Source organism: Bradyrhizobium sp., from assembly GCF_030697065.1.
GTDB lineage: Bacteria > Pseudomonadota > Alphaproteobacteria > Rhizobiales > Xanthobacteraceae > Bradyrhizobium.
In genome coordinates this window covers 1-15,475 of the sequence record NZ_JAUYQU010000085.1, presented here as the reverse complement: position 1 = coordinate 15,475, position 15,475 = coordinate 1, and the positions used below count along the sequence as shown (strand labels likewise).

Here is a 15,475-nt window from a genome sequence, read left to right as displayed (position 1 = left end):
GACAGCCTTGGCCTACTTCATCGGCTCCAGCACCGAGACGTAATTCGCCACCGCGGCGCCGCCCATGTTGAAGATGCCGGCGAGTTTTGCGTTCTTGATCTGCATGCCCTCGGGCGCCTGGCCGACCAGTTGCATGGCGCTCATCACATGCATGGAGACGCCGGTGGCGCCGATCGGATGGCCCTTGGACTTCAGGCCGCCGGAGGGATTGACCGGCAGCTTGCCGTCCTTCTGGGTCCAGCCCTCCTTGATGGCGCGGGCGCCCTGCCCGCGCGGCGTCAGGCCCATCGCTTCATACTCGATCAGTTCGGCGACAGTGAAGCAGTCATGGGTTTCGACGAAGGAGAGATCGTTCAGCGTCACGCCGGCCGACTGCAGCGCGCGCTGCCAGGCCACGGTGCAGCCCTCGAACTGCAGAATGTCGCGCTTCGACATCGGCAGGAAATCCTGGGCATGGGCGGTGGCGCGGATGTTGACCGCCTTGCCCATGGTTTTCGCGGTCTCCGCGTCGGTCAGCACCAGCGCCGCGGCGCCATCGGATACCAGCGAGCAGTCGGTACGCTTCAAGGGTCCTGCGACAAACGGATTCTTCTCGCTCTCGGAGCGGCAGAACTCAAAACCAAAATCCTTGCGCATCTGCGCATAGGGATTGGCGACGCCGTTCTTGTGGTTCTTGGCGGCGATCATCGCCAGTGCATCGGACTGGTCACCGTATTTCTGGAAATAGGCCTGCGCGATCTTCCCGAACACGCCGGCAAAGCCGCCGGGGGTCTCGCCGTCCTCGGGCAGATACGACGCCCGCAACAGGTTGCGGCCGATTTCGGCCGGCGGCGTCCGCGTCATCTGCTCGACGCCGACAACCAGCACGACCTTTGCCGCACCCGCGGCAATCGCCCGGATGCCCTGATGCACCGCGGCCGATCCGGTGGCGCAGGCATTTTCCACCCGTGTCGCCGGCTTGAAGCGCAAGGCCGGGTCGGCCTGCAGCACCAGCGAGGCGGTAAAGTCCTGTGGCGAGAAGCCGGCGTTGAAATGCCCGAGCACGATTTCATCGACATCCCCGGCGGAGATGCCGGCATCGGCCAGGGCATCGACGGCGACCTTCACCACGAGGCTCTCGACGGTCTCGGTATCGAATTTTCCGAATGGCGTGTGCGCCCATCCGACGATGCTGGCTGTCATGGTCGTTCTCCCTGTCTGGCTCGGGATGGTATGTAGCCTATCTTCACGCCGGTTTCAGCGATTTCATGGCCCGTTCGCACATGGCGGTTATGTCCGCCCAGTTGCCGGATCGGATATCGGCGGCCGGACACAGCCAGGAACCGCCCACCGCGACCACATTGGGCTCGGCCAGCCACGCCGCCGCATTGGCCTCGCCGATCCCGCCGGTCGGGCAAAATCGTGCGTCCGGAAACGGCCCCGCCAGCCCCCGCAGCGCCTTGATCCCGCCGGACTGCTCCGCCGGAAAGAACTTCGTCAGATGGAAGCCGTGGGCCATCGCCTGCATCAGTTCCGATGCTGTGGCTATTCCCGGCGCGAACGGCAGCGAGCTTGCCGCAGCAGCCTTCAGCAACTCGGGGGTGGCGCCGGGGCTGATGCCGAACCGGGCGTCAATATCCTCCGCGCGGGCCAGGTCATCGGCGTTCAGGATGGTTCCGATTCCGACCACGGCTTCCGGCACATCGGCGATGATCGCCTTCGCGGCCGGGAGCGCGACCAGCGTGCGCAAGGTGACTTCCAGGACGCGGACGCCGCCGGCGACCAGCGCCCTTGCCAGCGGGACCGCATCCGCGAGCCGCTCGATGGTCAGCACCGGGATGACGCAGCCGGATTGCAGCAGCGCGGCGAGCTCTTCCTGCTTCTTCGTCATGGTGAGGCCTCATGAGCGGATCCCGGCCCAGGCGATATGTCGGTCGGCATCGCCGAACGCGGGATGATGGCACCGGGATAACATACCACGACGCCGCCGAGGCGATGGCCGGCCCGGGCGGCTTCGACCGGCTCCGCGCCCGCCAACCGCGCGGCGATGTAGGCAGCGGAAAAGCTGTCCCCTGCCGCGGTGGTATCGACGACAGGCTGCGTGATGGGCGCCGGCCTCACCTCGTGCGACACTCCGTCAAACCGCACGATGCTTCCGGGGCTGAGAAGTTTCAGGACCACTTCGTTGCCGGGAATGCGCGCCATGAGTTGCTCGTCGCTCTCGTCGGGATAGAGCGGCAGCAAATCCTCCGGCGAAGCCAGCACGATGTCTGATACAGCGAACGCGTCGCCAAAGACGGCGCGCGCGACATCGGGATCGCTCCAGCCACGGGCACGATAATTGGTGTCGAAAGCGATGCGGGCGCCGTGCTTTCGGGCACGGTCGAGCGCGCCGATCAGTTTCGTTCGCCCTTGCGGGCTGTAGATCGACAGTGTGATGGCCGACAGATAGATGACCTCATAGGACGCGAGCAATTCCAGGAGATCGCCGGTTTCGGGCAGATCCATCAGGCTGCGGGCGGCGGAGTTCTCGCGCCAGTGAAAGAACCGGCGGTCGCCGAACGCGTCGGTCTCGATCATGTAGATGCCGGGCAATTTGCCTTTCAGCCGCGACACGCGGCTGGTGCCGACGCCCTCCGCTGCCCAGCCCGCCACCATCTCGTCGCTCATGGGATCGTCACCCAGCGCGGTGATGTAGTCGACGCCGACGCCGAGTCGGGCCAGATAGACCGACGTGTTGAGGGTATCGCCGCCATACCCGCGTGAAAACAGGCTGGCCTGCCCGCCTCCCCGGGCCTGTTTCAGCTCGATCATGCATTCGCCGATGCAGGCTACCTGGGTCATGAGTTTTGCACCGTCGTTGCAAACCAACGGGACGGCGCGCCGCTCGCCACACCACGACTGTCGTCGCCCGGCTCGTCCGGGCGATCCAGTATTCCAGAGACGGTCGTGTTCATCCGAGAAGCCGCGGCGTACCGGGTCGCCCGGACAAGCCGGGCGATGACAGCGGAGTATGTTTCATCCATCGGGGTTGGCCCCAAGGGGAAGACGCAAGACTCAGTCCACAAACTTGCCGCCGAGTTCGTCCTCGATGTGAATCCTGATGATGTCATCGAAGGTCTGTTCGGCGGTGGTGAAGCCGAGTTCGCGCGCCCGTCGGGCGTCGAAGTTGCGCGGCCATCCCGCGACGATTCCCATGATGAACGGATCGGGCTCGCGCTTGATCCGCCCCGCCACCTTGTCGCCCGCCACCCGCTTCAGCGCCGCGATCTGCTCGCCGACGGTGGCCGACAGGCCGGGCATGGTGAGGTTGCGGCGCGCGCCGGCGGTCGCACTGTCCATGGTCGCCGCGTGCAGCAGGAAGCCGACGGCGGAACGCGGCGAGGCATGCCAGTGGCGGACATCCTCGGACACCGGCAATACCGCTTCCTTGCCGGCCAGCGGTTCGCGCAGGATGTTGGAGAAGAACCCCGACGCCGCCTTGTTGGGCAGGCCCGGACGGATGCAGATGGTCGGCAGCCGGATGCCGATGCCGTCCAAGAAACCGCGGCGCGAATAATCCGCCAGCAGCAATTCACCGATCGCCTTCTGGGTGCCGTAGCTCAAAAGCGGGGTATGGAAGAACTCGTCGCCGATGGCGTCCGGGAATGGCGCGCCGAACACGGCGATCGACGAGGTGAAGACGATGCGGGGCTTGTAGCCGTCCCCGATCAGCCTGATGGCGTCCAGCAGCATCCGCGTGCCGTCGAGATTGATGCGGTAGCCCTTGTCGAAATCGAGCTCGGCCTCGCCGGAGACGATCGCCGCGAGGTGGAATATGACGTCGGGCCGGTCCGCCACCAGCGGTTCGGCGGCGCCCGGCACGGCGAAGTCGCAGGTGACGGTATCGACCGGAAAACCCGCATTGGCGGGTTTTGCCGGAGCGACGACGTCCTGAAGCGTCATCCGCGTGATGTCGCGCTTGCCGAGGCGGCCGTCGCGCAGCAACCGCTCGGTCAGCTTGCGGCCCACCATACCGGCGGCGCCCAGTACCAGAATGTGCAAAGCCCTTCTCCTTCATAATTCGGAACTTGAGATGCGGGCCTGCAGGCTCACTCCTTGACGGCTCCCGTCATTGCCGAAACATAATGCTCGACGAAGAACGCGTAAAGGATGACCAGCGGCAGCGACCCCGCCAGCGCGCCCGCCATCAGCGAACCCCAGCGATAGACGTCGCCATCGACGAACTCGTTGACGATCGCGACCGGAACCGTCTTGTTCTGCACCGAGGTAAGAAACGTCAGCGCGTAGATGAACTCGTTCCAGCACAGCGTGAAGCAGAAGATGAACGCCGATATCAATCCGGGAATCGACAGCGGCAGCACGATCTTGGTCAGGATCTGCCAGCGGCTGGCGCCATCGATCAGGGCGCATTCCTCCAGCTCGAACGGGATGGTCTTGAAGTAACCCATCAGCAGCCAGGTCGAGAACGGAATCAGGATGGTCGGATAGGTCAGGATCAGCGCGAACGGCGTGTCGAACAGGCCGTACTGGAAAACCACCGTCGCGAGCGGGATGAACAGGATCGAAGGCGGCACCAGATACGCCAGGAAGATGAACCCGCCGACCCACTGCGCACCGCGGTAACGCAACCGCACGATCGCGTAGGCAGCGAGCACGGAGGCCACGATCGACAGGATGGTGGCGCAGATTGCCACATACATCGTGTTCCACAGCCAGAGCGGATAGTAGCTGTCGAACAGCAGTTTATGAATGTGCTTGAACGTCGGATTCCAGGTCCAGAACGGGTTGTAGGTGTTGAGATCGAGCAGTTGCTCGTCCGGTTTCACCGCGGTGAGCGCCATCCAGTAGAACGGGAACAGCAGGACGATCACGATGATCGAGAGCGGCAGATAGAGCGTCACCAGACGCCGCGGCAGCGACTCCAGATAGCTCATGCCGACGCTGTGATCGTCGGCCGCCACGGTTCGCGCCGTGCCCGACAGCACGGCCTTGAGATCGGCGGGCTGTGTGCGCAAATCAGTCATTGTTCTCACCCTGTTGCCACTTGCGCGGCGCGCGCGGGGCCTGCCCCGTTCGCGCAAGAAGAACCAACCAGCGCCGTGGATCAGTCATTGTTTTCACCCTGCTGCCACTTGCGCCGCTGCAGTCCGAACCAGGAGACCATGATCGCCGCCAGCAGGAACGGGATCATCGCATTGGATATGGCCGCGCCCTCGCCGAGCACGCCGCCGATGATCGCGCGCTGGTAAGACAGCGTGGCCATCAGATGGGTCGAATTGACCGGACCGCCGCGGGTCATCGCCCAGATCAGCTGGAAGTCGGTGAAGGTGAACAGCACCGAGAACGTCATCACGACGGCGATGATGGGGGTCAGCAGCGGATAGGTGATGTTGCGGAACATCTGCCAGCGGGTCGCGCCGTCGAGGGTGGCGGCTTCATACAGCGACGGCGAGACGGTCTGCAGCCCGGCCAGCAGCGTGATCGCGACGAACGGAACGCCGCGCCAGATGTTGGCGAAAATCACGCAAGCCCGCGCCCAGTAGACGTCGCCGAGGAAATTGATGTTCTCGGTGATCAGTCCCATCTCCTTCAGCGACCAGGAGATGATCGAGAACTGGGAATCGAAGATCCACCAGAATGCCAGCGCCGACAGCACGGTGGGAACGATGAAGGGGATCAGCACCAGCGCGCGCAGCATCGCCTTGAACGGCATGTTTTCGTTCAGCAGCAGCGCCAGATAGAGACCGATCCCGAATTTGATGGCGCTGGCGACGAAGGTGTACAGCAGCGTGTTGAACACCGACAGCCAGAAGATCGAATCGTCCCAGAGCCATTCGTAGTTTTCCAGCCCGATGAACGCGCCGGGCCGGCCGATGCGCGCATCCGTGAACGAGATCCAGATTCCGAGCCCCAGCGGATAGGCCAGGAAAAACAGCAGGAACGCCATCGCCGGAAGCATGAACCAGAGCGCGATGAAGTTGCGATTGGACTTGATCTGCTCCCACCTGGTCGCTTCGCGAATCGGCGGCCGAACTCTGGGTTGCAGTGCGATGTCAGCCATCAACGGAATCCCGTATTCATTCAATCGGCAATCATGCCGTCATCACTCGCATCAAGGCAGTTTCGCGCGGTATGGCCGGCCGGGCGGGCGGCATTGTCTGCCGCCCGCCCGGTTGCTCTCAGCGATAGATGCGCTTCAACTGACGCTCGGCGATCGCGATCGAGCCGGCGGCGGTCTCGCGGCCGGTGCAGTAGTTGGCGAACATGTCGACCACGAGGAAGTCGGCGATCGCGGTAGCCGCCTTCTCGCCGGGGGTGCCGATGCCGGAAGCCGGCAGCGCGCGCTTGCTGGCCTGGCTGAACACCTGGTTCTTGGGATCGGCGGTCCAGACCGGCGAAGCGTCATACGCGTTGAGCGTATGGGTGAGATAGCCGCGCGCGCCGCTCAGCCACTTGTCGTAGTTTTCCTTCTCCAGCATGAAGGTGATGAAGGCTTTCGCAGCGTTCGGGTATTTGCTGAACTTGAACGCCAGGATCGGAACGCAAAGCTGCAGCTCGGTCGGCTTGCCGACCGGACCGACCGGCCACAACGCGTGATAGGTGTCCTCGGCGAGTTCCTTCTTGGACGCATCGTCCTTGGCCGCGACGTAGATCGAGATGCCGTTGGCGGTGCAATGCAGATCGCCGGACAGGAAGATCTTGTTGTTCGACGAGTCGTTCCAGGACGCCGCGCCGGGCAGGAAGGTGTCGGACAGCGCCTTGCAGTATTCCAGCGCCTTCAGGGTTTCCGGCGAATTGATGATGACCTTGTTGTTCTTGTCGACGGTGTAGGCGCCGTGACCCCAGAGGATCCAGTGCAGCCAGGCATTGGCGTCGCCCGAGGCGTGTCCGAGCGGGAAGCCGGCCGGGGTGTTGTTCTTCTTCAGCGCCTTGCACATTTCGAGGAAGCCCGCAAAATCCTTCGGGAATTCCTTGAAGCCGGCCTTTTCCATCGATGATTTGCGGTAGGTCATGTAGCCGCCGATGGTGGCGACGGGAATGCCGAGCCAGTCGTTGCCCTGCTTGCAGGTGACGGCGGCCGCATCGGTCCATCCGCCGTATTTCTTGCCGAGATAGTCGGCGACGTCGTTCATCTTCAGCACCTGGGTCGGGAACAGCTGCGGCAGCGTATGCAGACCCCAGGCCAGATCGAGGCCCTGCCCGGTGTTGGCGGCGACCGAAGCCTTCGGCTGCACGTCCTCGAAGGACTCGCTGAAGACGTTCATTTCGGTGCCGGTGGCGGTCTTGAAGGCGGCGACCATGGCGTTGAAGGCGTCGTCCTCGGCCGGCACGAAACGCTTCCAGCGCATCACGGTGAGCTTGGCGCCCTTCTCGGCTTTCCAGGGCGCTGCCTGCGCCCAGGCCTTGGCGAAGTCGAGCAGAGCCGGGCCAGTCAGCGCGCCGGTTGCCGCAAGCGCGGTGCCGCCCTGAAGCAGGCTGCGGCGGGTAAAGTCATGCATGGTCGATCCTCCCTTTTTGGATTTGATTATGTTTTTCAGTTCAGTCGCTTCCCGGTGGTCTCGTCGAACAGATGCACGAGCGACGGATCCGGCTTCAGCCGGATCTTTTCGCCCGGATTGAATTGATGGCGCTCGCGGAACACGGCGACGACCTGTTCGCCGCCGAGCTTGGCGAACACCTGGGTTTCCGAGCCGGTCGGCTCGACCACCACGATCTCGGCCTCCGCGCCATCGTCGGCGATGGTGAAATGCTCGGGCCGGATGCCGTACACCGCGGGCCGGCCTTCCGAATTGGCGGGCGCCGATCCCAGCGGCAGCTTGACGCCGTTGGGTCCCTCGAACCCGGCGGCACCGTTCGACTTCACCTTGCCATTGAGGAAATTCATCGCCGGCGAGCCGATGAAACCCGCCACGAACTGGTTGTCGGGCTTGTCGTAGAGTTCGAGCGGCGTGCCCATCTGCTCGACGATGCCGTCATGCATCACAACGATCTTGTCGGCCATGGTCATGGCCTCGATCTGGTCGTGGGTGACATAGACCGTCGTGGTCTTCAGCCGCTGGTGCAGTTCCTTGATCTCGGTGCGCATCGCCACGCGCAGCTTGGCGTCGAGGTTGGACAAGGGCTCGTCGAACAGGAAGACCTGGGGATCGCGCACGATGGCGCGTCCCATCGCCACGCGCTGGCGCTGTCCGCCGGACAATTGCCGGGGGTAGCGGTCGAGCAGCGGCGTCAGCGCCAGGATCTCGGCGGCGCGTCTGACGCCGGTGGAGATTTCGTCCGCGGTGGCGCCGCGCAGCTTCAGCGAAAATCCCATATTGTCGGCGACCGTCATATGCGGATAGAGCGCATAATTCTGGAATACCATCGCGATGTCGCGCTCTTTCGGCTGCACGTTGTTGACGACGCGGTCGCCGATTGAAATCGTGCCGGAGGTGATGTTTTCGAGGCCCGCGAGCATCCGCAGCAAGGTCGACTTGCCGCAGCCGGAGGGTCCCACCAGAACCACGAAGGCGCCGTCCTCGATCGCAATCGACACGCCGTGCAGCACTTCAAAGCCGCCAAACGACTTTCGCACGTCGCGAATCTGCACCGACGACATGAACTTCCCTCCGTTTTTTTTCGGCACCGTATGGCCAGGCCATCGCTGCTCTGTTGCTCAACTCCGTTGTTCGAAGTCGAGCTTGATGCGCATTGTCCGCAATTCGACGATCATTAGCAATGCGGTGGTAGCGCTGTCAATGTATGTTCAACTACCGAAATTGTTGTGATATGACCGCGCCATGGAACGGAAACGAGCGAAGTCTGGCGAAATCCGGCTTACGGAAGTCGCCAAATTGGCGGGGGTGAGCCCCATCACCGCATCGCGGTTTTTTCGGAATCCGGAAGCGCTGTCGCCGAGCAAGCGCGAGCGGGTGGCGAGCGCGGCGAAGGAACTGGGCTATGTTCCGAACCTGGCGGCGCGCGCGCTGGCTTCGCAGCGCACCGAGGTGATCGGCGTCCTGATTCCGTCCCTGACCAACAACGTGTTCTCCGACGTGCTGCGCGGCATCTACGATGCGTCGGAAGGCAGCCGCTACAGCATCCAGCTCGCCAATACGCGTTATTCCATCCTGCAGGAGGAGAAATTGCTGCGGCTGTTTCAGGCCCAGAAGCCGGCCGGGTTGATCGTGACCGGCATCGATCAGACCGCGGAATCGCGCGCCGTGATGGAAGCGATGAACTGCCCGATCGCGCAGATCATGGAAATCGGCCCCGACCCGGTCGACATGATGGTAGGATTTTCGCATCACGATGCCGAATTTGCAGCGGTTTCCCATCTCGTAGCGCAGGGCTTCCGGCGCATCGGCTTTGTCGGCGCGCAGATGGATCCGCGGATGCAGCGGCGGTTCGGCGGCTACCGCGATGCGATGAAGGCCGCCTCGCTGTTCGATCCGCGCCTGATCGTGACGACACCGGTGCCGACCTCGATTACGCTGGGCGGAACGCTGCTCGCCGACCTGCTTTCGAAGGCGCCCGATATCGACGCGGTGTCCTGCGGCAATGACGACCTCGCGCTCGGCGTGCTGTTCGAATGCCAGCGCCGGCAATTGTCCGTCCCCGAAGCGATGGCGATCATCGGCTTCAACGATCTCGAGTTCATGGCCTCCGCGGTCCCTCCTCTGACCAGCGTGCGAACCAACCGCTACGAAATGGGCCGCAGCGCCGTCACCATGGTGACGGCGGCGATCGAAGGTAATCGACCACCGGAACCGGTGATCGACCTCGGCTTCCAGCTCATGATCCGGGAAAGCTCGGCGCCGCGGCGTGCCTGATCGCCGCAGGCCGCCGATCAATTCATCGCACCAGAAAATGGTAGCGCTACCTTTTGCGAGGCGCTAAGAGTGAGCGGCCACGAAACGCCCGGACCGACCCGGGTTTGCAGAACGGGCATTTCGCGCGTTAGGCTCACGCGACAAGAAATGCCATGCGGGGGAAACAACAATGAACAAGCCGCTTACCGGTGTCACCAGGCGCAAGCTTCGCTCCAGCGAATGGTTCAACAACCCGCATAATCCGGGGATGACCGCGCTCTATCTGGAGCGCTACCTGAATTACGGGCTGACCCGGCACGAATTGCAATCCGGCAAGCCGATCATCGGCATCGCGCAGACCGGCAATGATCTGTCGCCGTGCAACCGCCATCACCTGGAACTGGCGCACCGCGTCCGCGAAGGCATCCGCGCCGCCGGCGGCATCGCGATGGAATTTCCGGTGCATCCGATCCAGGAAACCGGCAAGCGCCCGACCGCGGCGCTGGACCGCAACCTCGCCTATCTCGGGCTGGTCGAATTGCTGTTCGGCTATCCGCTCGACGGCGTGGTGCTGACCACCGGCTGCGACAAAACCACTCCCGCCTGCCTGATGGCGGCCGCCACCGTCAACATGCCGGCGATCGTGCTGTCGGGCGGCCCGATGCTGAACGGCTGGCACAAGGGGCTGCGCACCGGCTCCGGCACCGTGGTCTGGAAGGCGCGCGAGGAACTGGCCGCCGGCGATATCGACTACGAGGAGTTCATGAACATCGTGGCCTCGTCGGCGCCGTCGGTCGGCCATTGCAACACCATGGGCACTGCTTCCACCATGAATTCGCTGGCGGAGGCGCTCGGCATGTCTCTGCCGGGCTGCGCCGCGATCCCCGCCCCCTACCGCGAACGCGGCCAGATCGCCTACGAGACCGGCACCCGCATCGTCGGGATGGTCTGGGAAGATCTGAAGCCGTCCGACATCCTGACCCGCAAGGCGTTCGAGAACTGCATCGTGGTCAATTCGGCGATCGGCGGCTCGACCAACGCGCCGATCCACATCAACGCGCTGGCCCGCCATATCGGCGTCGAACTGTCGATCGACGACTGGCAGAAGCACGGCCATGACGTGCCGCTGCTGGTCAACATGCAGCCCGCCGGCTTCTATCTCGGCGAGGAATATCACCGCGCCGGCGGCGTGCCCAGCGTGGTGCGCGAATTGATGGCGCACAAACGCATCCACGAAGACGCGATGACCGTCAACGGCCACACCATGGGCGACAATTGCCGCGAGGCGCCGAAGCCCGATGGCGACGTGATCTGGAGCTACGACAAGCCGCTGGTGAAGGACGCCGGCTTCATCGTCCTGCGCGGCAATCTGTTCGATTCCGCGATCATGAAGACCAGCGTGATATCGAAGGAATTCCGCGACCGCTATCTGATCACCCCTGGCGATCCCAACGCGTTCGAGGGCCGCGCCATCGTGTTCGAGGGTCCGGAGGATTACCACCACCGCATCGACGATGCCTCGCTCGAGATCGACGAGCACTGCATCCTGTTCGTGCGCGGCACCGGCCCGATCGGCTATCCCGGCGGCGCCGAGGTCGTCAACATGCAGCCGCCCGCGGCGCTGATCAAGCGCGGCATCCTGTCCCTGCCCTGCATCGGCGATGGCCGGCAGTCCGGCACCTCCGGCTCGCCGTCGATCCTCAACGCCACGCCGGAAGCCGCCGCCGATGGCGGCCTGGCGATCCTGAAGACCGGCGACAGGGTCCGCATCGACCTCAACAAGGGCAGCGCCAATATCCTGATCTCCGACGAGGAAGTGAAGGCGCGCCGTGCCACGTTGAAGGCCGAGGGCGGATTCAAATACCCCGCCAACCAGACGCCGTGGCAGGAACTCTATCGCTCCACCGTCGGCCAGCAGGCCACCGGCGCCTGCATGGAGCTCGCGACGCGCTACCACGATATCGCCGGCACGATCGGCACGGCGCGGGACAATCATTAGGATTTCGTCGTCCCCGCGAACGCGGGGACCCATAGCCACCGGCCTCGAAGAGGTAAAAGGCCTCTCACACTTTGCCCAAACGAGACGCCGCGGCGTATGGGTCCCTGCGTGCGCAGGGACCACTCGTTGAGGGTGCTTCACGAACAGCTCAAGGAGAAACAATGTCCGACCGTCTCAAGGGCAAGCGCGCCTTTGTCACTGCCGCCGCCTCCGGCATCGGCCGCGCCAGCGCCATCGCCTTTGCCCGCGAGGGCGCCACCGTGTTCGCCACCGACATCGACGAGAAGGGCCTCGCCGCGCTGCAGAGCGAGGGCATCTCCGACGTTGCAAGACTCGACGCGCGCGACACCGCTGCCGTCAACGACATGGCGAAACGAGCGGGCAAGGTCGACATCCTGCTCAACGCCGCCGGCTTCGTGCATCACGGCACCGTGCTGGAATGCTCCGACGCGGACTGGGATTTTTCCTTCGACCTCAACGTCAAGTCGATGCACCGGACCATCCGGGCGTTCCTGCCGGGCATGCTGGAAAGCGGCGGCGGCTCGATCGTCAACATCTCCTCGGCCGCCGGCGTGTTCAAGGCGGCCCCCAACCGCTACGTCTACGGCGCCACCAAGGCCGCGGTGGCGGCGCTGACCCGCGCGGTCGCGGTCGACTTCGTCACCAGGGGCATCCGCTGCAACTGCATCTGTCCCGGCACCATCGAGACGCCGTCGATGCTGGACCGCGCCGCCGCCGCCGGCCCGCAGGGCCGCGAGATGTTCATCAGCCGGCAGCCGATGGGACGGCTCGGCACCGCGGACGAGATCGCGGCGCTTGCCGTCTATCTCGCCAGCGACGAAAGCGCGTTTACCACCGGCGTCGCCCATGTCATCGACGGCGGCTGGACGCTGTAGAACAACGGCGTCATTCCGGGCGATGCGAAGCATCGAACCCGGAATCTCGAGATTCCGGGTTCGCGTCTTCGACGCGCCCCGGAACGACGGCAAGCGGACCAATCCATATCGGGTCTAACCAAGGGGAATCCGTCCATGAACAAGATCGATCTCGACGGCCGCACCGCGGTCGTCACCGGCGGGGCGCAGGGGTTTGGCCGCGCCATCACCGAGCGTTTCGTCGCCTCCGGCGCCAGGGTCGCGATCTGGGATCACGACCTGCCGTTCGCGGAGAAAACGGCGAAGGAGATCGGCCCGGCCGTCACCGCGATCAAGGTCGACGTCTCCGATCTCGCCGCGGTCGAACAGGCGCGCGACGCCACGCTGGCGGCGCTCGGCAAGATCGACATTCTCGTCAACAATGCCGGCATTGCCGGCATCAACAAGACGGTGTGGGACACCGACCTCGAGGAATGGCGCAAGGTGCTGCGCATCAATCTCGACGGCCCCTTCATCTGCTGCAAGGCGATCGCGCCCGTGATGATCAGGCAGGGCTACGGCCGCATCGTCAACATCGCCTCGATCGCCGGCAAGGAGGGCAACCCCAACGCCGCGCATTACTCGGCCTCGAAGGCCGGATTGATCGCGCTGACCAAGTCGCTCGGCAAGGAACTGGCGGCGCACGACATCCTCGTCAACGCGGTGACGCCGGCGGCCGCCAGAACCGCGATCTTCGACCAGATGACGCAGCAGCATATCGACTTCATGCTGTCGAAAATCCCGAAGGGACGCTTTGTGCTGGTGGAGGAACTGGCGGCGATGGTGTCGTGGCTGGCGTCGGAGGATTGCGCCTTCTCCACCGGCGCGGTGTTCGACATTTCCGGCGGCCGCGCGACGTATTGACGTTTTTAGCCGAGGCCTATCTACGTCATTGCGAGCGCAGCGAAGCAATCCACCCTTACTTCCCCTGCGCGCGGAGAGATGGATTGCTTCGCTGCGCTCGCAATGACGATCGAGAGAACATCATGACACACGAAGGCGGCTGCATGTGCGGTGCGGTGCGGTTCCGGTGCGAGGGCGAGCCGCTCAACGTCCGGGTCTGCCATTGCCGCAGTTGCCAGAAGGCGATGGGATCGCCGTTCTATGCCCGCGCGCTGTTTTCGCCGGACGCTCTCCGGGTCACAGGCGAGATCGCGCGCTATGCCTCGTCGGAAGCGATCGACCGGGTGTTCTGCCCGGTCTGCGGCACAAGGCTGTTTTCCTGGCGTCGCAATGGCACCGCCGCCGGCGTGGCGCTTGCGACCTTCGACGACCGCAATGCGTTCGCGCCGACCGCACATATCTGGATTTCCGAGAAGATGGACTGGGTCAAGCTCGATGACGGGCTGCCGCAGTATCGGGGGATAATGCCGCAATAATCTCGGCTCGTCGTCCCTGCGAACGCATTGAATTCGCAGGGACGACGAAAGAGAAATCCAGCTGCCGCAATCCGTGATAGGCTGATCCCACCCGGCGCCCGACAGGACCTCCATTGTTTTCAAACATCTCCTTCTACGGCATCTCGGTCTGGGTCCTGCCGCTGATCATCGCCATCACCTTTCATGAGGCGGCGCACGCCTTTGCCGCCCGCCGGCTCGGCGACAACACCGCCTACGACCTCGGCCGCGTCAGCTTCAATCCGTTGAAGCACATCGACCCGTTCGGCACCGTTCTTCTGCCCGGGATCCTGCTGCTGTCCCAGGCTCCGTTCCTGTTCGGCTATGCCAGGCCGGTCCCGGTGAATTTCCGCAATCTGCGCAACCCCCGGCTCGGCATGGTCTGGGTGGCGCTGGCCGGCCCCGGCGCCAATATTGCCCTCGCCTTGCTGGCGGCGCTGGCGTTCCATGTCCTGCCGCTGGCGCCCGCGGAGACCGCGAAATGGCTGGCCGACAACCTCAAAAACGCGCTGATCATCAATGTGCTGCTGGCGGTCTTCAACATGCTGCCGATCCCGCCGCTGGACGGCGGCCGAGTCGCGGTCGGGTTGCTGCCGAACGTACTGGCATACCCGCTGTCCCGGCTCGAACCGTATGGCATGCTGATCCTGATCGGGGTCCTGATCGTTCTGCCGCTGGCCGGTTCCCAGTTCGGCCTGAATCTTGATGTTATATCGGCGCTGGTCCGGACATCGACCGGCTATGTCATCCGTTTACTTCTCGTATTGACCGGCAATGTGTAGTTTAAAGTCTGGTGGATACCGGCGACGCCTGAGGCCAATTTGATTAAAGCTGCGGATATGCTGATCGCGCGACGTGCCGACACCAGGGCGCGTGCGGACTTTGCGACCTGGAAGATGCTGGCCAAGCTGAACGGCACCTCCTCGCTGCCCGCGGAGGCCCAGAACTTCCTGGCCGGCTACAAGGCGTTGCTCGAGAAGATGGCGGAACCCGAGGCGTCGGAGGTCACCATCCATCTGATCTACCGCAGCTACTATGCCGAAATGGGCGGGGCCGGCACGCCGCCCGACGTCAAGGCGTATATGAACGGCCCGGGAAATGGCGAGGGCCCGGCGGCGGACAACGTCACCGCCTTCAAGCGGCCGGCGCCGAAGCCGGCCAGGACCGCCCAAAGGACTGCCCAGGGGAACGCCGGCGGTCCGCCGGCAAGGCCCCGGCTCCCCGTGGCGCTGATTTTCATCTGTCTCGTCATCGTCTATGTCGGCGTCCGCTATTTCTGGCGCTGAGACGACCGCCACAGCCCGCGAATTCTCCGTGACGTGAAATATTCCGAAGGCGCGCTCTGTTTTCGCAGGCGGCTATGCGGCTGGCGCAATGCGCGCCATAATGCCC

Annotated in this window: 15 protein-coding genes; 7 read left to right on the top strand and 8 right to left on the bottom strand. The window is 64.0% G+C overall.

From position 1 onward, the window contains the following. Positions 1-12: 12 nt before the first annotated feature. The 8 genes from Q8R73_RS05690 to Q8R73_RS05655 all read right to left on the bottom strand — a co-directional run bounded on the left by Q8R73_RS05690 (position 13) and on the right by Q8R73_RS05655 (position 8,581). The gene (locus tag Q8R73_RS05690; protein ID WP_305718558.1) at positions 13-1,182 is read right to left on the bottom strand and encodes an acetyl-CoA acetyltransferase; all 1,170 of its coding nucleotides are present in this window, start codon (positions 1,180-1,182) and stop codon (positions 13-15) included. A 43-nt stretch (positions 1,183-1,225) separates the two neighbouring features. Further along, positions 1,226-1,870, bottom strand: a complete 645-nt coding sequence (eda, locus tag Q8R73_RS05685; RefSeq protein ID WP_305718557.1) for a bifunctional 4-hydroxy-2-oxoglutarate aldolase/2-dehydro-3-deoxy-phosphogluconate aldolase — start codon at positions 1,868-1,870, stop codon at positions 1,226-1,228. Then, positions 1,867-2,823, bottom strand: a complete 957-nt coding sequence (locus Q8R73_RS05680) for a sugar kinase (RefSeq protein ID WP_305718556.1) — start codon at positions 2,821-2,823, stop codon at positions 1,867-1,869. Before Q8R73_RS05680 ends, eda begins: the two co-directional genes overlap by 4 nt. A 213-nt stretch (positions 2,824-3,036) precedes the next feature. Beyond that, positions 3,037-4,023 carry a D-erythronate dehydrogenase gene (gene denD, locus Q8R73_RS05675; protein WP_305718555.1) on the bottom strand — a complete coding sequence of 329 codons (987 nt, stop codon included), beginning with the start codon at positions 4,021-4,023 and terminating at the stop codon, positions 3,037-3,039. 47 nt (positions 4,024-4,070) lie between these two features. Continuing rightward, complete coding sequence (locus Q8R73_RS05670) at positions 4,071-5,006, bottom strand: carbohydrate ABC transporter permease (protein ID WP_305718554.1); 936 nt, start codon at positions 5,004-5,006, stop codon at positions 4,071-4,073. Between the two features lie 80 nt (positions 5,007-5,086). Beyond that, positions 5,087-6,043, bottom strand: a complete 957-nt coding sequence (locus tag Q8R73_RS05665; protein ID WP_305718553.1) for a carbohydrate ABC transporter permease — start codon at positions 6,041-6,043, stop codon at positions 5,087-5,089. A gap of 118 nt (positions 6,044-6,161) precedes the next feature. Beyond that, positions 6,162-7,481: an ABC transporter substrate-binding protein gene (locus Q8R73_RS05660; RefSeq protein ID WP_305718552.1), complete on the bottom strand. Its 1,320-nt coding sequence runs from the start codon at positions 7,479-7,481 to the stop codon at positions 6,162-6,164. A 35-nt stretch (positions 7,482-7,516) separates the two neighbouring features. After that, on the bottom strand, positions 7,517-8,581 hold the full coding sequence (locus Q8R73_RS05655; RefSeq protein ID WP_305718551.1) for an ABC transporter ATP-binding protein: 1,065 nt from the start codon (positions 8,579-8,581) through the stop codon (positions 7,517-7,519). 181 nt (positions 8,582-8,762) lie between these two features. Here Q8R73_RS05655 and Q8R73_RS05650 point away from each other — a divergent pair, with 181 nt between their 5' ends. From Q8R73_RS05650 to Q8R73_RS05620, 7 genes are all read left to right on the top strand, one after another. Next, a complete protein-coding gene (locus Q8R73_RS05650; protein WP_305718550.1) occupies positions 8,763-9,794 on the top strand; it encodes a LacI family DNA-binding transcriptional regulator in 1,032 nt (343 codons plus the stop codon). A 169-nt stretch (positions 9,795-9,963) separates the two neighbouring features. Then, positions 9,964-11,772 (top strand): IlvD/Edd family dehydratase, encoded by a 1,809-nt coding sequence (locus Q8R73_RS05645; RefSeq protein ID WP_305718549.1) that lies wholly within the window; start codon positions 9,964-9,966, stop codon positions 11,770-11,772. Between the two features lie 161 nt (positions 11,773-11,933). Further along, positions 11,934-12,668 (top strand): SDR family oxidoreductase, encoded by a 735-nt coding sequence (locus Q8R73_RS05640; RefSeq protein WP_305718548.1) that lies wholly within the window; start codon positions 11,934-11,936, stop codon positions 12,666-12,668. 135 nt (positions 12,669-12,803) lie between these two features. Beyond that, the gene (locus Q8R73_RS05635) at positions 12,804-13,550 is read left to right on the top strand and encodes an SDR family NAD(P)-dependent oxidoreductase (protein ID WP_305718547.1); all 747 of its coding nucleotides are present in this window, start codon (positions 12,804-12,806) and stop codon (positions 13,548-13,550) included. A 122-nt stretch (positions 13,551-13,672) separates the two neighbouring features. Then, the gene (locus Q8R73_RS05630; RefSeq protein WP_305718546.1) at positions 13,673-14,065 is read left to right on the top strand and encodes a GFA family protein; all 393 of its coding nucleotides are present in this window, start codon (positions 13,673-13,675) and stop codon (positions 14,063-14,065) included. Positions 14,066-14,178: 113 nt separating this feature from the next. Beyond that, positions 14,179-14,865 (top strand): site-2 protease family protein, encoded by a 687-nt coding sequence (locus Q8R73_RS05625; RefSeq protein WP_305718545.1) that lies wholly within the window; start codon positions 14,179-14,181, stop codon positions 14,863-14,865. 57 nt (positions 14,866-14,922) lie between these two features. Then, positions 14,923-15,369, top strand: coding sequence for a hypothetical protein (locus Q8R73_RS05620; protein ID WP_305718559.1), 447 nt, complete (start codon positions 14,923-14,925; stop codon positions 15,367-15,369). Positions 15,370-15,475 lie beyond the last annotated feature (106 nt).